The 21,613-nt window shown below is 37.1% G+C and carries 17 protein-coding genes; 15 read left to right on the forward strand and 2 right to left on the reverse strand.

Going from position 1 to position 21,613, the window contains the following annotated elements; genetic code table 11:
• The first annotated feature begins 124 nt into the window (after positions 1-124).
• Both J5J03_RS19360 and pckA read left to right on the forward strand, forming a co-directional pair.
• Positions 125-1,456 (forward strand): 2-hydroxycarboxylate transporter family protein, encoded by a 1,332-nt coding sequence (locus J5J03_RS19360; RefSeq protein ID WP_208592012.1) that lies wholly within the window; start codon positions 125-127, stop codon positions 1,454-1,456.
• 35 nt (positions 1,457-1,491) lie between these two features.
• On the forward strand, positions 1,492-3,072 hold the full coding sequence (pckA, locus tag J5J03_RS19365; protein ID WP_208592013.1) for a phosphoenolpyruvate carboxykinase (ATP): 1,581 nt from the start codon (positions 1,492-1,494) through the stop codon (positions 3,070-3,072).
• Positions 3,073-3,138: 66 nt separating this feature from the next.
• Here the strand turns inward: pckA and J5J03_RS19370 are convergent, their stop codons facing one another.
• On the reverse strand, positions 3,139-4,935 hold the full coding sequence (locus tag J5J03_RS19370) for a M3 family oligoendopeptidase (RefSeq protein ID WP_208592014.1): 1,797 nt from the start codon (positions 4,933-4,935) through the stop codon (positions 3,139-3,141).
• 407 nt (positions 4,936-5,342) lie between these two features.
• On the opposite strand from J5J03_RS19370, the gene J5J03_RS19375 reads away from it, so the two are divergent.
• The 8 genes from J5J03_RS19375 (at position 5,343) to J5J03_RS19410 (ending at position 13,722) form a co-directional block, all read left to right on the forward strand.
• Entirely contained in the window at positions 5,343-6,146 is an 804-nt protein-coding gene (locus J5J03_RS19375; RefSeq protein ID WP_231710855.1) for a transporter substrate-binding domain-containing protein, read from the forward strand.
• 50 nt (positions 6,147-6,196) lie between these two features.
• Positions 6,197-6,850: an amino acid ABC transporter permease gene (locus tag J5J03_RS19380; RefSeq protein ID WP_208592016.1), complete on the forward strand. Its 654-nt coding sequence runs from the start codon at positions 6,197-6,199 to the stop codon at positions 6,848-6,850.
• A 2-nt stretch (positions 6,851-6,852) separates the two neighbouring features.
• Positions 6,853-7,575 (forward strand): amino acid ABC transporter ATP-binding protein, encoded by a 723-nt coding sequence (locus J5J03_RS19385; protein WP_208592240.1) that lies wholly within the window; start codon positions 6,853-6,855, stop codon positions 7,573-7,575.
• A gap of 309 nt (positions 7,576-7,884) precedes the next feature.
• Positions 7,885-8,889 (forward strand): LacI family DNA-binding transcriptional regulator, encoded by a 1,005-nt coding sequence (locus tag J5J03_RS19390; RefSeq protein ID WP_208592017.1) that lies wholly within the window; start codon positions 7,885-7,887, stop codon positions 8,887-8,889.
• 90 nt (positions 8,890-8,979) lie between these two features.
• The gene (locus tag J5J03_RS19395; RefSeq protein WP_208592018.1) at positions 8,980-10,215 is read left to right on the forward strand and encodes an ABC transporter substrate-binding protein; all 1,236 of its coding nucleotides are present in this window, start codon (positions 8,980-8,982) and stop codon (positions 10,213-10,215) included.
• 58 nt (positions 10,216-10,273) lie between these two features.
• Positions 10,274-11,134 carry a carbohydrate ABC transporter permease gene (locus tag J5J03_RS19400; RefSeq protein ID WP_208592019.1) on the forward strand — a complete coding sequence of 287 codons (861 nt, stop codon included), beginning with the start codon at positions 10,274-10,276 and terminating at the stop codon, positions 11,132-11,134.
• Position 11,135: 1 nt separating this feature from the next.
• The gene (locus J5J03_RS19405) at positions 11,136-11,954 is read left to right on the forward strand and encodes a carbohydrate ABC transporter permease (protein ID WP_208592020.1); all 819 of its coding nucleotides are present in this window, start codon (positions 11,136-11,138) and stop codon (positions 11,952-11,954) included.
• Positions 11,955-12,039: 85 nt separating this feature from the next.
• Positions 12,040-13,722, forward strand: a complete 1,683-nt coding sequence (locus J5J03_RS19410) for a glycoside hydrolase family 13 protein (protein ID WP_208592021.1) — start codon at positions 12,040-12,042, stop codon at positions 13,720-13,722.
• A 152-nt stretch (positions 13,723-13,874) separates the two neighbouring features.
• On the opposite strand, the gene J5J03_RS19415 is transcribed toward J5J03_RS19410, so the two are convergent.
• Positions 13,875-15,314, reverse strand: a complete 1,440-nt coding sequence (locus J5J03_RS19415; protein WP_208592022.1) for a carbon starvation CstA family protein — start codon at positions 15,312-15,314, stop codon at positions 13,875-13,877.
• A gap of 282 nt (positions 15,315-15,596) precedes the next feature.
• On the opposite strand from J5J03_RS19415, the gene J5J03_RS19420 reads away from it, so the two are divergent.
• The 5 genes from J5J03_RS19420 to J5J03_RS19440 all read left to right on the forward strand — a co-directional run bounded on the left by J5J03_RS19420 (position 15,597) and on the right by J5J03_RS19440 (position 21,610).
• Positions 15,597-16,187, forward strand: coding sequence for a DsbA family protein (locus tag J5J03_RS19420; RefSeq protein ID WP_208592023.1), 591 nt, complete (start codon positions 15,597-15,599; stop codon positions 16,185-16,187).
• Between the two features lie 72 nt (positions 16,188-16,259).
• Positions 16,260-16,472: a plantaricin C family lantibiotic gene (locus J5J03_RS19425; protein ID WP_163581377.1), complete on the forward strand. Its 213-nt coding sequence runs from the start codon at positions 16,260-16,262 to the stop codon at positions 16,470-16,472.
• Between the two features lie 72 nt (positions 16,473-16,544).
• Positions 16,545-19,778 (forward strand): type 2 lanthipeptide synthetase LanM family protein, encoded by a 3,234-nt coding sequence (locus tag J5J03_RS19430; RefSeq protein WP_208592024.1) that lies wholly within the window; start codon positions 16,545-16,547, stop codon positions 19,776-19,778.
• Between the two features lie 167 nt (positions 19,779-19,945).
• Positions 19,946-20,860, forward strand: a complete 915-nt coding sequence (locus J5J03_RS19435; RefSeq protein ID WP_163581375.1) for an ATP-binding cassette domain-containing protein — start codon at positions 19,946-19,948, stop codon at positions 20,858-20,860.
• On the forward strand, positions 20,861-21,610 hold the full coding sequence (locus J5J03_RS19440; protein ID WP_208592025.1) for an ABC transporter permease: 750 nt from the start codon (positions 20,861-20,863) through the stop codon (positions 21,608-21,610).
• The last annotated feature ends 3 nt before the right edge of the window (positions 21,611-21,613 follow it).

The raw sequence follows: 21,613 nt of genomic DNA on the forward strand, positions 1-21,613 counted from the left end.
ACTTCACTCCCATCAACCGCTGAAAATGAAAGCGATTTATCCCCCCGATGAGTGGATTACAAAATATATAACAAAGAAGGTGGTGAAAATAACATCTAGCAAAAAGAAGAGAGGAGGAAGTTTCATGACGGAATTAGCAAGAAATTATTCGGATAAAACGGTTGTAAAAAAAGATACAAATGTACAATCTCTTGAGGTTGCTCACACATATACTATTTTTAATATTCCAATTATTTGGTTTGCTATATTTACAGCCATTACGCTAATAAGTATGTATACCGGCAATTTGCCAGGAGGAATGATTGGCAGCCTGCTCGTGATGATTGTACTAGGCGAGTTATTTGGAGAGATAGGAAATCGCCTGCCAATCGTTAATAGCTATCTTGGTGGTGGAGCTATTATCGCCATATTTGGTTCGGCATATATGGTCTATAGTGGTTTACTTCCGGAAACAACCACAACTTCTATAACTGATTTTATGAAATCTGGTGGGTTTTTAAACTTTTATATTGCCGCACTAATAACTGGTAGTATTTTAGGAATGAACTCAAAAATATTAATTAAAGTTGGCTTACGTTATTTCCTTCCGATTGGGGGTGCCGTTCTAGGTGCAATGGTACTTACTGGATTGATTGGCTATCTTGTTGGCTTTACACTTCAAGATGCTGTATTAGTCATCGCAATGCCAATTATGGGCGGAGGAATGGGTGCTGGAGCTGTTCCGATGAGTCAAATATATTCCGAACTATTGGGAAATGATCCAAGTTATTATATTTCGATGCTTGTACCAGCACTAGCATTAGGAAATGTATTCGCCATTGTATTGGCTAGTCTTTTAGATAAAATCGGAAAAAAATATCCTTCGCTAACTGGTAATGGACAATTAGTGAAAGGGTTCGAATATGAAAAACCAACGTTAAAATACGATATTCAAAAGATGGGTGCCGGTCTAGTTGCAGCACTGACTTTTTTTTCAATTGGCTCACTATTAGGAGCTATTATTCCATTACATCCCTATGCGATTATGATCATTCTTGTAGCAGTCGCAAAAATTGCAAATATTATTCCGCTACAGGTTACCGAAGGTGCTAGTCAATGGTATCAATTCGTAGCCAAAAATTGGACGTTTGCATTGCTGTTTGGTATTGGCGTTGCTTATACAGATTTAGGTACCGTATTAGAGGCATTAACTTTGCAATATATTTTAATTATTTTTGGGGTTATATTAGGTGCAATTATTGGTGCAGCGTTATTAGGTAAATTGGTTGGTTTTTATCCAATAGAAGCAGCGATTACAGCAGGCCTTTGTATGGCAAATATGGGAGGTACAGGGGATGTAGCCGTTCTTTCTGCAGCAAAAAGAATGGAGCTAATGCCATTTGCACAAATTTCTTCACGCTTAGGCGGAGCGTTGATTTTATTACTTGCAGGACTACTAATTCCATTGTTTGTTTAGTACTGTAATCATAACCTTTAATACGAAGAGAAGGGATGAGAAGAGTGAAAGTGCTTAATACGGTAGATGATTTCTATTTTGAAAACTTTAACAGGAATTTGTCAGTATCCCAACTAATAGAGAAGGCGATTACCCGAAAGGAAGCTATGCTTACGGAAAAAGGAGCACTACATGCTTATACCGGGGAATTTACTGGTAGATCACCAAAGGATAAATATATAGTAGACGATTCTGTTACAAAGGAAAATGTGATGTGGGGGAAAGTCAATCAGCCGATGTCTCAAGATACATTTGATTCCCTGTATCGAAAAGCATTAGCCTATATGTCTGAACGGGAGTTATTTACGTTTGAAGGGGCGGCTGGTGCAGACCCAAAACATAAGCGCTCCATCCGCATTATCAATGAATTTGCATGGCATAACTTGTTTGTCCAACAGCTATTTATCGAGCAAAATGATCTGGAAGCTAAAAAACAAGAACCTGATTTTACTGTGATTTGTCTACCCGGCTTAAAAGCCGATCCTAACAAAGATGAATTAAACTCTGAAACGTTTATTGCGATTTCATTTGAACGAAAAACAGTGTTAATTGGTGGTACTGCTTATGCAGGAGAGATGAAGAAATCTATTTTTAGTGTGCTTAACTATTTACTCCCTTTCGCAGGTGTTTTACCAATGCATTGCTCTGCTAATAGGGGAGATAATTCAGATGATGTGGCGTTGTTTTTTGGATTATCCGGAACAGGAAAAACAACATTATCGGCGGATGTGGAAAGATATTTGATTGGCGATGATGAACATGGTTGGTCAGATAGTGGTGTTTTTAATTTTGAAGGTGGTTGTTACGCAAAGTGTATCGGACTTTCACAAGAAAAAGAACCACAAATATGGGATGCTATTCAATATGGTTCCGTTCTAGAGAATGTAGCAATTGATCCAGATACCCGTAAGTTGCATTTTGATGATAGCACGCATACCGAAAATACACGTGCAGCTTATTCAATTGCAAATATACCTGGAGCAGTTAATCCTAGTATTGCAAGTCATCCGAAAGTTATTATATTTCTTACAGCAGATGCATTTGGTGTACTTCCACCTATATCGAAATTAACGAAAGAGCAGGCGATGTATCACTTTCTATCTGGGTATACATCGAAGCTTGCTGGTACGGAACGTGGTGTTACGGAGCCAGAAGCGACCTTTTCTACTTGCTTTGGTGAGCCGTTCTTTCCACTTGACCCAAGTGTATATGCTGAGTTGCTCGGTAAAAAAATCGCTGAACATGATGTACGTGTTTATCTTGTGAATACAGGATGGTCTGGTGGATCATACGGAGTTGGTGAAAGAATAAATTTAACCTACACTCGCACGATGGTTCGAGCAGCAATAAATGGGGATTTGGAGAAAGCCAATTATAAGCAAGATTCCCATTTTGGTCTATATGTGCCTAAAATGATTGACGGCGTTCCAACAGAAATCTTAACCCCATGTCTAACTTGGGAAAGCCAAGGAGATTATAATAAGAAAGCACAAGAGTTAGCAGAGAAATTCTCATCAAACTTTGAACGTTTTTCTAATGTAACACAAGAAATTGTGGAGGCAGGACCGAAGATATAAAGATTATTAAAGTGGAGATACAAAACGAAAATAATTTGTATCTCCATAAATAGTTAAATGCTCATTTTATTTATCGGTTAATCGTATAAACTCTTCCGCGTCTTTCGCCAATAATTGAATACCAGCTGCCCAGAAATCTTCTTTTGTAATATCTACACCAAGATGCTTCTCGGCAAGCTCTTCTACCTTCATTGATCCAGTATCACGTAATAAGGCAATATATCTTTCCTCAAAGCCTTCAGGAGATTCTAAGTATTTCGCATAGATGCCTAAGCTGAACAAGAACCCGAATGTATATGGGAAGTTATAGAATGGCACATCATCAATAAAAAAGTGTAACTTACTACTCCAGAAATGTGGATGGTAGTTAGCTAGGCTATCTCCATAAGCTTCCTTCTGTGCTGCCACCATTAACTCATTTAATCTTTTTTCTGACACAACACCGTTGGCACGTTCCTGATAAAATGCATTTTCGAATAAGAAACGAGCATGAATGTTCATGAACATTGCTGTAGCATTTTCTAGTTTCGCGTTTAATAAGGAAATCTTTTCTTTCTCAGATTTTGCGTTTTCTATCGTCGCGTTATTAATAACGGTCTCAGCAAACGTACTAGCTGTTTCTGCTACATTCATGGCATAGTTACGATTTAATGCTGGCAGATCTTTCATCACATGGCTATGGAATGCATGCCCTAATTCATGTGCTAAGGTACTTGTGTCAGAGGATGAACCAGTAAATGTCATGAAAATGCGCGATTCACTAAACTCTGGAAGACTCGTACAATATCCTCCTGGTCGCTTATTCGGTCTATCTTCAGCTTCAACCCAACGATTTTCTAATGCATGCTTGGCGAAGTCCGCAAGTTTTGAACCGAAAGAGGCAAAGTTTTCAATGACAAAATCGCATGCTTCATCATATGTAAAACGTGTAGGTTCCACATCGCCTAATGCTACTGGAGCATCGACATCCTGCCAACCTAGTTTGTCCATACCTAATAATTTTGCTTTTTGGCTGATAAAATCAAGAAATGGTTGTTTATTATTGGCAACGGCTGACCACATCGCATTTAACGAATCTTTTGTCATCCGATTATATTCTAAAGGTTCTTCTAAGTGATGTTGATATTGATGTTTATTTTGCAGTGTAATCCGATAGCCATCTAAATGATTTAAAATATCGGCAAAGATGGGACTATTCTTCGACCATGCCGCTTCCCAATTTTCAAATATTTGTTTCCTCACATCAGGATCTGGATCAGCATACATTCTATTCATCGCTTGCCCTACAGATAATTCGGTAGTGTTCCCTTCATTATCTGTAAAAGGAATCGTCATAATCGAAACGACTGTATCGTATAAATCGCTCCATGCTGCTAAACCATCTTTATTCAGCTCTGCAATTAACTCTTCTTCGTCTTCAGAGAGTAGACGTTTTCCTTTATTTCGCATTTCATTTAAAGCGAAAGCAACTTTGCTTAAATCTTTATCTTCTAATAGTTGCTGCCAATCATCGTCTGCAATTTCAACTAATTGTTTCGTAAAAGTATTGGTAGCCTTTTGTACCTCACTATACAGCTCCATAATCTGTCCTTTTACGACATTGGCATGCTCATCATTCATATAGGCATCATGCCACATATGGACAAATGTCGAAGCTTGTGCTAATCCATTTCTAATAGTCTCTTGTTTATGTAAGATTGTATGAAATGTATCCACTGATTTTGGTTGATGATGCCAGTTAGTTAATAGTGATTGGTACTCGCTAATTTCTTTATGTATATCAGTTAACTTCGATTGTAATTCCTGGGATTTTGTTCCTCCAGGGAAAATTGTTTCTAGGTTCCACGTATTCATATATTTCATTTACTATCACTCTCCCTTTTGCAATTATTGTATCCATTTCGTTGTTAATAGTAAACTTAAAGCATTTTCGTGTTGCAAAGCTGTGTTAACTACTAAGATGCTGCAAGTAATGAGGATTAATCGACGTGAATCTAACCGTGTTATTCACTATCATTACTTTCTTTAATAGTATTTCTTTATAAAATAATATATAAAAATTGGAGGGAGAAGTTCATCCCTATTTCTATTGCAATCTTTGAGAATATAACAGTATATCTAACTCTCTGAGAATATCTGCAAAATCTATCATATAAATCATCATAACTGATGAAACATAAACATATCATCATAAACAAATATTATTTTTATTTGTAACAATAGATAGAGTCATTTTGTGACAAATAAATTTTGTGGGAGGCTTATTCTTGATGAATAAACAAAAGAAAGACACACTCGCTAATAAACTTGTCATGATTGCTTTAGTAGGTATCATTGTACTTGCCTTGGCAGGTTGTGGAACAGGTGGCGAAGATAATAGTAACACTTCGAGTGAAACAAAAGAAGAGATTACTGTTGCTGTGGTGCAGGATTATCCACCATTTGAGTATAAAGTTGATGATGAATTAACTGGTTTTGATGTAGAGCTAGTGGAGGCGATTGCTGAGAAGGCAGACTTAGCTGTTAACTGGGAGATCATGAAATTTGATGGTATTATCCCAGCACTTCAGGCTAATCAAGTAGATGCAGCTGTATCGGCTATCGGAATAAGAGAGGATCGTTTGGAAGTTGTCCATTTCTCCGATCCATATTTTGAATCTGGTTTATCATTAATTACTTTAGAAGATAGTGATATTGAAGAAGAAGCAGACTTAGAAGGAAAAACCATTGTAGCAAAACAAGGGACATCCAGTTTGGAGCTAGCCAACAAACTGGCTGAAGAATATAACGGTGAGGTCACGAAATTGCAAGATGATGCGACCATGTATATGGAATTAGAAAACGGTAATGCCGATGCTGTCATCAATGATTATCCAAGTGTTGCCTATAAAATCAACCAGGATGGGGAAGATTCCGATCTTCGCTTAGTTGGTAATAAGTATCCAAGTGAAGACTATGGAGTTGCCATCTCTAAAGGAAGTGAAGAACTAGTAGAAAAAATCAATACTGGTCTTCAAGAGCTTAAAGATAGTGGTAAGTTTGACGAGCTTTATAATAAATATTTTTCTGAATAATAGTGTTTCTTGCCACACCTTTTCTAAAAGAAAGAGGGATACCAGTTATTATGGAAACTATAGAGGTTATTCTTGAGGGGTTGCCCACTCTATTAAGAGGGATGGGAGTAACAATAGAAATTACTGTTATATCACTTATTCTCGCTATGTTTATTGGACTGATATTAGGTGTATTTAGTATAACAAAAAGTAAAATCTTAAGAGGGTTTTCCATGGCTTTTGTTGATATCATTCGAGGAACACCCTTACTCGTTCAAATATTATTTATATACTTTGGTTTGCCAAGTGTAATTGATATTGATCTAACAGCATTTTCTGCAGGTGTGATTGCGATAACGGTCAATGCCGCAGCCTATTTAGTAGAAATTTTCCGTGCTGGAATAAACTCTATCGATAAAGGACAAATGGAAGCTGGAAGAACAATTGGGTTTTCTTATGCTCAAACGATGCGTTTAATCATCTTACCTCAAGCAATAAAGCGCATGATCCCCGCAATTGTTAATCAATTTATTGTAAGTATTAAAGATACTTCACTCCTTTCTGCTATTGGGTTAGCCGAGCTTACTTTATCTGGCCAATCCATTTATGCAGCTAATTACCGTGCTTTTGAAATATTATTCGCAGTTGGAGTACTGTATTTTGTGATTATTTATTCATTAAGCCTATTCGCTCGTTGGCTTGAAAGGAGATTAGATGTCGCATGAAAATGATTGAAGTACAAAATCTTAAGAAATCATTTGGTAAGTTAGAGGTTCTGAAAGATATAAATATCGATGTTCAATCACAAGAAGTAGTGTGTGTTATCGGTCCTTCAGGTTCAGGGAAAAGTACACTTTTACGTTGCATGAACCTGTTAGAGGAACCAACAGGTGGCGATATTTTGATCGAAGGGGACAACCTGACTGCTCCCAAAATTAATATTAATGAGTTGCGCCAGAGAATGGGAATGGTGTTCCAACAATTCAATCTGTTCCCACACATGACGGTAATGGAAAACATTACGTTGGGACCAAAAAAATTAAAAGGCAAAACAAAATCAGAAGCAAATGAATTAGGCACGCAGTTACTTGATAAAGTTGGATTGGTAGACAAAGCAGAGGTATATCCCGATAACTTATCTGGCGGGCAAAAACAACGGGTAGCTATTGCTCGTGCTTTAGCCATGGAACCGCACATTATGTTGTTTGACGAGCCTACTTCGGCTCTAGACCCTGAAATGGTCGGAGAAGTCCTTCAGGTTATGAAAGATTTGGCTGAAGAAGGTATGATGATGATTATTGTGACACATGAAATGGGCTTCGCCAAGGAAGTTGCCGATCGTGTCATCTTTATGGACGAAGGTTTTATCGTCGAACAAGGAACACCAGATGAATTATTTAATCATTCGCAAAACGAAAGAACTCAAGTGTTTTTGTCAAAAGTGTTGTAAAATTAAATAGGACAGTTAACAAATCGCATAGAGGCCAAACCCCACGGAAAGGGAAGTGGGTAGCCGGAGTGGTGGTTAAGCTGTGCAAGTATTTCACCATGGATGCTAGAGAAATGGTAAATCTTTAGCTTTTAGTCATAAGAGCTGAGTGGTTTTTTGCTCAGTTTTTTTAACAGAAAATAGAGTTAGTGAAACGCATATGGCGAATAAGATAAAATAAACAATTCAAAAATTAATATTGAAATCCCTTTCTTTTCGTGCTATTATAACTTACGTAAACGTTTACGAGGTTTAGAAGGAGTACTGAACATGACTATTACAATTAAGGATGTAGCCAAAAAAGCAAATGTATCTATTGCAACCGTTTCAAGAATTGTAAATAATAAACCAGGCTATTCGAAAGAGACAGAACAAAAAGTTCTACAAGTTATACAAGAACTTGGTTATCATCCGAATGGATTAGCTCGAGGATTAATTAGTAAGCGTACTCATACAATAGGAGTATTAGTTCCAGAGATTTCTAGTATGCTAATGTCCGAATTTATTAGTGGGATTGAACATGTTACCCATGAATATGGTTCGAGTGTCATTGTTTGTCACACGGAATCCCAAGGGCAAAAAACGAGGCAATATTTACAAGTATTAAAAGAAAAGCAGATCGATGGTATCGTCTTCACGAGTGAAGTGCTTAAGAAAGACTATTATCAACTCATTAAGGATATGGATATACCAATGGTAATGTTATCTACTGAATCCTTTGATTTCCCTGTACCATATGTCAAAGTAAGTGATCGTCGTGCTGCATACAGTGCAACAGAATACCTAATAAAAAAAGGTCATCGAAAAATTGGCATGATTAGTGGAAGAAGAGGAGACATCATAGCTGGTCAACCAAGAATTGATGGGTTTATGGAAGCAATGAAGGTGCATGAACTACCCGTCAAAGATGAGTGGATTGTAGCAGAAGGTTTTAGTTTTGAGGATGGCGTAAATGGTTTTCATAAACTGATTAACCAGTTTCCAGAAATAACTGCTGTTTTTGCAGCCAGTGATGAAGTAGCATTAGGTATCTTGTCAGCTGCTTATAAAATGAACATTCATGTACCTGATCAGTTGTCGGTGATTGGCTATGATAATCTCAGAATAGCAGAAATGAGTACACCACCGTTAACGACTGTTGCACAGCCTTTAGTAGAAATGGGAAAGAAAGCAGCAGAACTCGTATTTGAAATGATGGAAACAAATAGATCTGTTGAAAGTCGCATATTTCCTCATGAAATAGTAGAAAGACAAAGTGTAAAGGAACTATCGTGATAACGTGTTCCTTTTACGCTTTACGTAAACGTTTACTCATACTTTTAACGTAAACGTTTACGTTAAACCAAAATATATGGAGGGTTAAGAATGAGAAAAATAACAAAAGGATTAGTTACACTTGGCTTAGGGACTTCTTTATTATTAGCTGGATGTGGTTCTAATGGCGGTAGCGGAGGTGGTGAAGTAACATTAGAGCTTTTTTCCAATAAATCGGAAAGTATTGATACTTATAACGGGTTAATTGAAGAATTTGAAGAACAGAATCCAAATATCAATATCGAGTTAGAAGCACCACCGGAAGCAGAAACGGTCATAAAAACGAGATTAACGAAAAATGACTTGCCAGATATTATGTCTTTAGGCGGAAATGCCACTTATGGTGAATTAGCTCGTGCTGGTGTATTCCATGACTTTATAGATTCAGAGGTTCTTGGAGAAGTGCAATCTTCTTATGTAGATATGCTTGGACAGTTAGTAGGATCTGAGGAAGAGGGGGCATATGGAATTCCTTATGCAACAAACGCCAATACCGTTATCTATAATAAAGAAAAAGCAGAAGAATTAGGGATAGATATTCCAAATACTTGGGACGAGTTTGTGGCAGCATTAGAGACAGCAAAAGATGCTGGTGAAACGCCAATTTACTTTACACTACAAGAAGCGTGGACAGCGATGCCAATATGGAATGGTGTTGCAGGTAACCTAGTCGCTGACGATTTTGCAGAGCGAAAAAGTGCAGGGCAAGCAACAATGGTGGAAGAATATGATGTTGTTGCTGATAGAATGTTAGAGCTACTAGATTATGGACATGAGGATAATTTTGGAATTGGCTATAGTGATGGTAATACGGCATTCGCTAATGGTGAAGGGGTATTTTATATTCAAGGGAACTGGGCAATTCCTGAGATTGTAAAGGCAAATCCTGATATTGAATTAGGAACATTTGCATTACCTTCCACTAATGAAGCAGAAGAAAACGACTTAGTGTCTGGGGTCGATGTAGTGTTAACTGTTAATGAAGATACAGATCACAAAGAAGAAGCATTGAAGTTTATTGAGTTTATGGCTAGTCAAGAAACAGCACAGCGCTATATTGAAGAACAAAAAGCATTCTCAGCTATCCAAGGAGTATTCCAAGAAGATCCAGTGTTTGATGGAATTAAAGTGAATTTTGAAGAAGATCGTTTAACTAGCTTTCCTGATCACTACTATCCAGCTGGTATGGGAGCGGAAAATCTAGTACAAGATTTCCTTATTAAAGAGGATAAGGAGGCAGCACTAGAAACATTAGATGCTGAGTGGGATAAAGTAATCAATCGCTAAAGGTTTAGGGGTTTTTCCTGAAGAGCCCCTACTTTATTTTTAAAGGAGAGATCATTTCATGGTGAAAAAAAACTATACCTATCTAATAATGGTTATTCCTGCATTTGTCATCTTTTTCACCTTTCACACATATCCAGCACTACAAGGGATATTTTATAGTTTTACTGACTATAAAGGATATGGTAATTGGGATTTCGTAGGATTTAAAAACTATTTCAATGTCTTTCAGGATGATCGTGCTTTAAGTGCATATGGTTTTACTTTTCAGTTTGCTATAACCGCAACAATTCTTGTAAATATTGTTAGTTTACTGATTGCCTTGGGACTTAATGCAAATATTAAGTTTCGAAAAACATTACGTGCAACCTATTTCTTACCCTTTATTCTAAGTGTTTTAATTGTAGGTTATATTTTCAAGTTTATCTTTACACATTTATTACCTGACATGGGTAAAGCGCTAGGGATTGAAATTCTATCATCGAATATTTTAGGAAATCCAGATTTGGCCTGGATAGGCGTTGTTATTCTTGCGGTATGGCAGTCTGCGGCATTTAACACACTGCTTTACTTAGCAGGATTATCTACGATTGAAAATGAGTTATACGAAGCAGCAGATATTGATGGAGCTGGATCATGGAAGAAGTTTTGGAAAATAACGTTCCCGCTTATTGCGCCGTTTTTCACTATTAATATGGTTGTGGCCATGAAAAACTTTTTAATGGCATTTGATCAAATTGTTGCATTAACAGGTGGTGGACCAGGTCAAGCGACTGAATCTATCTCATTACTAATCTATCGCGGTGGTTTCGAGGGTGGAGAATTCGCCTACCAATCAGCCAATGCAGTTGTTTACTTTATTGTAATCGTTGTAATTTCTCTTATCCAATTACGTGTGCTTGAACGAAGAGAGGTGAAGTAATATGACAGGGAAAAAAAATTGGAAAGTAACAGCGTTATTAATTCTTGGCTCACTATTTATTTTCTTTCCATTATATTTAACGATAACAATCGCGTTTAAAACACCTCAAGAAATGTCAGGTAACTTATTAGCATTGCCAGAATCTTGGTCGATTTCAAACTTTATTACTGCTATTGAGATGACCAATTTCTTTAGAGCATTAGGTAACAGTGTTTTCGTAACCGTGATAACAGTAGTGTTGGTGTTGCTAACACATTCGCTTGTGGCATATGCAATTGCTAGAAATATGCATAAGAAGTTTTATAAGTTTCTATATTTCTATTTTATTAGTGCCATGTTCATCCCATTCCCCATTATTATGTTACCAATTGTACAACAAACAAGTATGTGGGGTATGGATAACTTAATCGGACTTGCCTTTTTAAATGTGGTCATGCAATTAGCCTTTAATGTATTCGTTTATGTTGGTTTTCTAAAATCAATTCCCATGCAATTAGAGGAAGCAGCCATTATTGATGGTGCAACTACCTGGCAGGTATTCTGGAAAATTATTTTCCCGATTATGAAGCCAATGCATGCAACGGTTGCAATCTTAACCGCATTGTTTGCTTGGAATGACTTCATGTTACCACTCGTTATTTTAAGTGATTCAAGCCAATATACATTACCGTTAGTGCAATATGCATTCCAAGGACAGTTTAGTACGGATTATAACTTAGCCTTTTCATCTTATTTAATGGCGATGTTGCCAATGATTATTATCTATATCTTTGCACAAAAATGGATTATTGGCGGTGTGATGAGAGGATCACTGAAATAATAGATAGTTAATAAAGAAAAATAAATGATTATGTTACGGTAGCAGGAACAAAATAGACGAATGCTGTCAAATAGGGGGAATCTATATGAAAAAAGCATGGTGGAAAGAAAGTGTGGTCTATCAAATTTATCCGCGAAGTTTCAATGATAGTAATGGAGACGGAGTTGGCGATATTCAAGGCATTATCGAAAAGTTAGATTACCTAAAAAATCTTGGTGTGGATGTTATCTGGTTATCTCCAGTTTACAAATCACCAAATGATGACAATGGCTATGATATTTCAGATTATCAAGCAATTATGGATGAATTCGGAACAATGCAAGACTGGGAAAACTTATTAGATGAAATGCACAAACGTGAAATGAAATTAATCATGGACCTTGTGGTTAATCATTCCTCAGATGAACATCAATGGTTTCAAGAATCAAAGAAATCGAAGGAGAACCCATATCGTGATTACTATATTTGGCGCCCTGGTAAAGATGGGAAAGAACCGAATAACTGGGAATCTGCTTTCGGTGGGTCTGCCTGGGATTATGATGAGGTGACGGATGAATATTACTTACACCTTTTTAGTAAGAAACAGCCTGATTTAAACTGGGAAAATCCAAAGCTTCGTCAGGAAATATATGACATGATGAAGTGGTGGTTAGATAAAGGAATTGATGGTTTCCGTATGGATGTAATCAACTTCATCTCGAAAGTACCTGAGCTTCCTGATGTAGCAAATCCAGAAGAAAAAAAATACGTTGGTGGTGGCGAATACTACATGAACGGACCACGTATTCATGAATTCTTACATGAGATGAATCAAGAGGTTCTTTCGAATTATGATGTAATGACAGTAGGGGAAATGCCTGGTGTAGATGTAGAGGAAGCGAAAAAATACACCGACCCTGAGCGTAAAGAATTACAAATGGTATTTCAGTTTGAACATATGGATTTAGACTCTGGCCCTAATGGCAAATGGGATCTCAAACCATTAAAATTAACCGATTTAAAGGATAATATTAAAAAGTGGCAAACTGGATTACAAGGAGTGGGTTGGAATAGTTTATACCTAAATAATCATGATCAACCACGAGTAGTCTCACGTTTTGGAAATGATAAAGAATACCGTGTGGAGTCAGCGAAAATGCTAGGAACCTTCCTGCATATGCTACAAGGTACTCCGTATATTTACCAAGGTGAAGAAATTGGTATGACGAATGTTCGATTTGACTCGATCGATGATTATAAAGATATCGAAATCTTAAACATGTATAAGGAAAAAGTAATCGAAGGTAATGAAGATCATGATAAAGTAATGGAATCTATCTATGTCAAAGGAAGGGATAATGCAAGAACACCTTTTCAATGGAATGATTCTAAGCATGGAGGGTTTACAGATGGTGAGCCATGGATTAAGCTAAATAGTAATTATACAACTGTGAATGCAGAGCAAGCTGTTAACGATGAGGACTCTATCTATCACTATTATCGTCAGCTGATTCAGCTTAGAAAGACTCATCCGATTATTGTTTATGGAGATTATCAATTGATTTTAGAAGATCATGATAAGATTTATGCATATCTTCGTAACTATGAAGGTGAAAAAATTTTAGTTGTAACTAACTTTAGTCATCAACACGTGAAATTTGAGTTTCCAGAGGATGTTTCCTTTGAAGCTGAAGAAAAATTAATTGGTAATTATGATGCGTCAGAAGCAGATACTTTTACTTCCTTTACACTAAAACCATATGAAGCAAGAGTCTATAAAGGTCAATAACCGATTTATAATAGCAGAATGTGGAACCAGTATCGGTATTGGGGTTAAGCTGTGTAGGAAGAGAGTCGTATGTACTCTCTCTTCCTACACAGCTTTTTTTATAACCCCCGAATTCCTTTGCGTAGAGAATTAGGGAATATATTTCTAATGAGTTAAGCAACGTTTTGTAAATCTGCTTCAATTCTCTTAGCCTTATTAAGATTTGCTTTCCAGAAGAACCAAACAGCAAAGATCACGGTTAGGATGATACCTCCGATATGTGACATTTGTATGGACAGATTAAAGCCAATCGGTGCATTTAGTATATAGACAAACACCATGTCCGTAATGAACAGTGCAGGAACAAGCGAAATCCAATAGTTTTTACCTTTCAACAGCAAGTACATGGTAGCAATCCATAGGGCAAGTGCAGCAGTTGACTGGTTTGCCCAAGAGAAATACCGCCATAAGATGTTAAAGTCAATTTGCGTTAAAATGATTGACACGGCAAATAAAGGTACTGCAATGACTAACCGATTCATTACTTTCTTTTGATTTAACTTCATATAATCTGCAATAACGGATCTTGCGGCACGGAAAGCAGTATCACCTGACGTAATTGGAAGTACAATAACGCCTAACACGGCAATGGTTCCGCCGATTGCGCCAAGCAAAGTTGTTGATGCTTCATTGACGACAGCAGAGGCTGTACCGGCATTAATCAGGTCATTTAATTCTTGCCCGTGGAACAGACTCATGGACGCCGCTGCCCAAATCATAGCAATAACTCCTTCAGCAACCATCATCCCATAGAAAATATAGCGACCCTGTGACTCTTTTTGCACTGTACGGGAAATAAGCGGGGACTGTGTCGCATGAAATCCTGACAATGCACCACACGTAATCGTTAAAAATAACATCGGGAATATAGCTAGGCTTTCTGGATGCATGTTTTCAAATGACAATTCCGGAATAGCTGAACCATTTCCTGACGTGAGCATCGCAAAACCAACGCCAACTGTCCCCATTAACAAGATAGCACCAAGGATAGGATAAATGTTACCTATAATCTTATCAATAGGTAGCATCGTTGATAACACGAAATAAAAAAAGATAACTCCTAAAATAATCCATAGGGCTACATGACCATCTAACAAAATATGAAGCAGTGATCCGGATGTGGTAGCGAATACCGTTCCGACTAGAAGAAGGAGCAACAATGCAAAGGCATTGACCAAATGCCGGGGAATTTTCCCTAAAAACTTTCCGGCAAGTTCAGGTATATGCGCCCCTTTGTTGCGAATCGATATCATGCCAGTCAAATAATCATGGACGGCCCCAGCAAAAATCGAACCAAGTACAATCCAAATAAATGCTACTGGACCGAATAGGGCTCCCATAATTGGACCGTATATCGGACCTGTTCCAGCAATATTAAGTAATTGAATCATCGCATTCTTTTGTTTTTTCATCGGAACAAAATCAACACCATCCTGGTTGGCAATAGCAGGTGTTTTCCGTGCATGATCTACTCCGAAAGTTTTTTCAACAAATTTACCGTACGTAAAATAGGCAACGATCAATAACACGATTGAAACGAAAAAGGTCACCATGTGTTTATCCCCCCTGCATAAATTCATTTATGAAAACGCTGACAAAAAGGATTATATATTACTCGATGAAAAAGTACAATAAAAACTCAAAAAATGAGAGGTTTATCCCAAATAAATATTGGGAGATTTGAATCAAGTATAAGATAAAGCTTATTAGAACAAATAAGTAATAGCAACTTTCCTCACCTTATGTCAAAAGAACCTTAAACCTGTATTAAGGTTAATAATATTAAGATTCAATATAATATTAACAAACAATTGATTCATTATAAGGAGGATTCTATGAAAAAAATCGTATTATCAAGTGGTGTCATCGTTTTGGCTGTGGTGATATTTTTATTGTTTACTAATTTTGAAACGGCCCCTATAGAAAATCTACCAATAGAAGACCAACCTATGGTAGGGAATGCGGATGCGAAAGCTACCATAGTTGAATTTGGCGACTTTATGTGTCCAGATTGTAAAGAATTTGCGCAGGAAGAGTTCCCTGCGATAAAAGAAGAACTAATTGATACAGGAAAAGCAAAAATGTATTTCATTGATAACCCATTTGTCAAACAACCAGAATCGACCTATGCCAGTGTCATAGGGGAATCGCTTCTTGTTAAGGACGAGGAGTTATTTTGGCAGTTTTATCACGAATTATATGCGGAATCTGAACTTACTGAACAAAAAATACTAGATATAGCGAAGAACCTTTCTCCTACAACAGATTTTACTGATCTGGACGCATTGGAAAAAGAAGTACAGGAGGACAGAGACTTTGCGGAAGAAAATAATATAAATTCTGTTCCTACTGTTTTCGTAGATGGAAAAAGTGTAAATGCAAATTTTGAAGATATTAAAGAAGCGATTGAAAAAAGTGAAAATTAAAGGTTGTTTTAAGGACGCATCTAATCGAAATAGTTTATAAATAAACTATAAAGAATAAGGGAGGTGAAGTTCATGGAAAAGCAAATTGCTGCGTTAAAAAATCCGGAGCTAAGAGAGGAAATGGCTATGAATCACCCATCAGGAAATATTGCAACTGAAATTGATGCAGAGGTATTATCTAACATTGTAGGTGGTGACTGTGGCCCAGGCTGGATTCCTTCTTTTACAGGTGACTGTACTTGTGATAACGGAATCACAGTATGTTCTTGGTCTGGATGCTGCTAATCACAACAAAGGGTGGAGAGGTTCTTACGTGTCTCTTCATCCTTTTTGTTATTTAAAAAGGAGGATTTAATCATGGAAGGAAAATACAAACTAGGAAGCTATCTATCAGAAAGAGTTTTAACAGATAGCTTCTCTGCTTTTATAGATGAGAAAAAGGCAAGATCACTATATGAAAAATGGTGCAAGGAAATCGGCGTCAATAAAAAAGAGCTACTGGACGAATATTTAAGCTCCTACCAATTAAGTGATCAAGAGCTTTTACATTATATCGATAAACGGAGAGATATTAATTCGGTGACGGAGTGCGCTTGGATGCACAAATGGGAGGAAATCATAGAGATAACACGTGGAAAGGTACAATCGGAGATAGATTCCTTAATGAAACCAATGGATTTCCCTTTCTCCAGAGGAGTATCCCCACTAATCGTATGGGCAAAGGACCAACTTGCTAACCTATGGAATAACTTATCTAAAACCTATGAACTAGATAAACAGTCTATTCGATCATTAAATGAGGATCTACTTTATAATTTGTGTAGAAGGTTAACCTTAGTTGCAGCCCCTTCTTATACACTGGAGATGCATATTGATAAGATGCTGAACAAATTAGAAGGAGAAGATTCTAAGGAAAGATATAATAGTTTTATTCGGAATAGAGTGTTAGAAATAGATGCACTGAATAAAACTTTAACAGATTATCCAGTACTCATTAGACTTTTTGTTACATATACAGAGAATTGGGTTCATTTTATCACAGAAGCAATCGAAAGATTTTACCAGGATAAAGAACAAATGGAGATCCAAATGCAGCTGTCTGTAGACAGTATCAAAAAGATAGAAGGTGGAATTTCTGATCTCCATCGAAAAGGGAAGAGTGTGTTGGTTTTTCATTTTAACAATGGAAAGAAAGTCTTATACAAGCCGAAGTCATTGGCCATTAGTAAGCACTTCCAAGATCTATTATCCTGGATCAACCAGAAAGAATTTACCTGTCCATTTCCTATACAAAAGATAATCGATCATGATGAATATGGATGGGAGGAATTTATTGACAAGAAGGACTGTGAGCAAGAATCGCAAGTGAAGAATTTCTATTTTAGACAAGGAGGATATTTAGGAGTTCTTTATTTGTTAGAGGCAACGGATTTTCATTATGAAAATATTATTGCCTCTGGTGAATATCCTGTTTTAATTGATTTAGAATCTCTATTTCATCATAGGGAAGATGCTCCCGGCCCTCGTTCTTCTGCTATGGTGCACGCTAAGGAAAAGTTAGAAAGTAGTGTGTTAAGAACACAATTACTACCCTTTTTAGTGGGTGGATATAATCAGGATCAAGGAATGTCAGAAATAAGTGGATTAGGTGGTAAGGGTGGGCAACAAACGCCCTTTACGAGGATGGATTGGGATAATATTGGTACAGATGAAATGAAGGTTGTTCGGAGAAAAGGCACAACGAAAGATGCTAATAATTTGCCGGTATTAAATGGAGAATCGATCGAATTATTGCATTACAAGGAAGATTTAATTAATGGTTTTGAAACGATTTATAAGCTATTCATGGAGCATAAGGAAGAGTTACGTCATTTTGTCACTATTTTTAAAGATGACAAAACCCGGCAAGTGCTACGACCAACTTATGTTTATGCTTTATTGTTAGAAGGCGGCCACCACCCGGATTTTTTACAAAACGGCATCGATCGAGAGCGATTAATGGGTCGACTATGGTCAGGCTTAGATAAGGCAATTCACCTTAAGAAAGTCGTTTCAGCAGAGATAGATGATTTGCTGATAGGAGACATCCCTTATTTTTATTCGAAACCTCATTCGAAAGACCTTTGGACAAGTAATGATCAGAAAATTAAAGATTATTTCCCAAGAGATAGTTTTTCGCAAGTGTTAAAAAGGTGTGAGGACTTAAGCTACGATGATCTGCTGGACCAAACGGAAATCATAAAAGCCTCCTTAGGTGTTGGAAACAAAAACCATGAATTTAAACAGGTGAAACAAAAGAATAACACTGTATCTCCCCATCATGATGCACCCATTTATTATGATACGAATCGCAGCGACTTTTTGGTTGCGGCCATCGATATTGGGAATCACTTAGCTTCTAAAGCGATTTGGGGCAGTGATAGAAAGGACGTTACTTGGCTAGGATTACAGTGGATGGGCAACTATTCCCAGTGGCAATATTCCTTATTGGATGCAGGTCTTTACAACGGTTTATCTGGCATTGCCTATTTCACCTCCTATCTAGCAAAGGTAACGAATATAGAAAAATTCAAGGATTTATCTCTTGCTGCACTAAATGCTGCATTATATTTCACACAAAATGATCAATATTTGAAGAATATTTCCGCCTATCAGGGTAATAACTCTGTTGTTTATACGATGATTCATCTATCACAGATCTGGAATGATACCGATCTATTGGAACAAGCGATCGTTGAAGCACATCACCTAAAAGATTATATAAATCACGATAAAGAGTATGATGTGTTAGGAGGAGTGGCCGGTGCTATTCCTGTATACTTACAGCTGTATAATGTAACGGGAGATAAAGCTTTTCTAGATAATGCGCTTCATTGTGGAGAGCACCTCATCCGCAATGCCCAAAAAACAGAGCATGGATATGGCTGGGTTAATAGCACTGCTCACCGACCTGTTGTTGGATTTTCACATGGTAGTGCTGGAATTGCTTGGTCTCTTTCTTTATTATACGATCATACGGGAGATTCTTCTTTTAAGCAGATGGCGCAACAGGCACTAGAATATGAAAGATCACTGTTTCTTCCTGAGCATAATAACTGGTTAGATTACCGTGTTCCTGGGGATCAACAGCTAGTAGGTCCACACTGGTGTAATGGAGCTCCTGGAATCGGTATTTCCAGAATTGTAATGAGTGATAGCTTCGAGGATAAACAATTCAAGGAAGAAATCAGGATTACGACCCAATTAACGAAGGAAACGATCAATGATAGTCATTGTTTGTGTCATGGTGATTTAGGAAATCTCTTATCTCTTCAATTCGCTGCAGCAAAGTCAAACAATTATTCTCTACAAAAAATGGTTGAACAAAAGGCTCAGCACATCTTAAGGACTATCGATTCTGTGTCGGATTGGGAATGTGGCTCGATACCAGGGGTGCAAATGCCCGGCCTGATGCTCGGACTTTCTGGGATAGGACATGGACTTCTCCAGCTAGCAAGACCTCAAGAGGTTCCTTCTCCATTATATTTAGAGCCTCCAAAAAACAGTCAAGAGAGGAACTCTGTTGAATACCAAAAGGCCGTTAATAAATAAGAATGAGGCTACCATCAGTGGTGGTATTCCTTCCCCCGCTGATGGTTAGTGATGGGTTAGGCAGTTTTGTGCAATGTAATTTTAAGGTTTTTTTTAGATGATCTTAAAAGTTGATTAAGAATTATCGGTTATAGTAGAAGTAATGATATATAGGGTAGGTGAGGAAAGTGGATTATGTATTAAGAACAATGGGTTTGACGAAGCAATATAACGATATTATAGCCGTTGACAATGTAGATATGAATATTCAAAAAGGGCAAATATATGGCTTTCTTGGGCAAAATGGTGCAGGGAAGACGACTACGATGAGAATGATTGTAGGTTTAATTAAACCTTCACGAGGAGAAATGGAGCTATTTGGTGAGCGAATTAATGCAAGCAAACAAAATCGTCCATTTGAGAAAATAGGGGCGATGATCGAAACACCTGGTTTTTATCCAAATCTTACTGGTGAAGAAAACTTAGAGATTCATAGACGATTAATGGGTTATCCGGATAAAAATGCGGTGGACGATGCATTAAGGCAGGTTAATTTATTCGAATCTAAAAAGCGAAGGGTTAAAACCTATTCACTAGGGATGAAGCAAAGGTTAGGAATTGCTCGTGCTCTTTTACACGAGCCTGAGCTACTACTTTTAGATGAGCCAACAAATGGACTTGATCCTAGTGGGATAAAAGAAGTAAGAAAGATGATTAAACATTTAGCAAAGGAAAGAAATATTACAGTATTAATATCTAGTCATATTTTAAGTGAGGTGGAGCAATTAGCCGAAAAGATCGGCATCATTCATAAAGGTAAATTGCTTAAAGAGATTAGCTCGGAAACAATAGGAGAAATGAACAGACATTATATAGAGTTTCAAGTCAATGATGACCAAATGGCTACCTTCTTATTAGAAGAAAAACTTGACATCCATGATTTTCAAATTGTTGAACCAGGAATTATCCGAGTATATGAAAATTTAAATGATAGTACGAAGATAAACAAGCTATTTATTCAAAACAATATTGATGTAAATAAGATAGATATTTCCAAAGATACATTGGAAGATTATTTCATAGAGCTTACGGAGGGGGCCTAGATGTTTTTTAATGTGATCTATACCGAATTATTAAAGCTGAAACGTTCGATTATTCTTTGGATTTTGCCGATTGCCACGATTGTCCCGATCATCTTAAGCTTCTTACCTTTGTATATGACAAAGCTACAAGAAGGGGAAGACGCGAATTATTTATTCACTTTATTGCAAGGGAATTTAGCTTTTTTAAATCTTATTGTTGGTGTCCCTTTGTTTGCTTTAATAGCGAGCTACATTTTTTCTATGGAGTATCAGCAGCGAACTGTGAATTATTTATTTACTTATCCCTATTCACGGTTACACTTTTTGTTAGGGAAAATGACGGTCATTCTTATCCTGATGACTTTCGTTATTTTTTCTTCCTTTCTTATTAGCTTGGGCTTAGGGGTAGGCTTTCTAAAGGCTTCTGTAGATGAAGAGATGCTGCTTCACTATTTGACTATATATTTGTTAGTTATCCTGATGCAATTCGCATTAATTCCATTATCGATTCTTCTTACTGTATGGAAAAAAAACATCTTACTACCCATGTTTGTGTCTGTTATTTTGGCCGTTGTTGCGGGTTTGATTATGGAGTATGATATTGCGACACTATTCCCATGGTCTATCCCTTCTCGTATTGCATTTAGCTTAACCGATTATTATAGCTTTGCTTCCTTCAGCTATAACCTGTCCATTGTTTCTTTGATCTTTGTCTTTTATATTCCGTTAATGCTAAGTATTGGTTATTATCGAAAGATTGACGTTCATTAAGAA

Source organism: Gracilibacillus suaedae (assembly GCF_017599345.1).
Lineage (GTDB): Bacteria > Bacillota > Bacilli > Bacillales > Amphibacillaceae > Gracilibacillus > Gracilibacillus suaedae.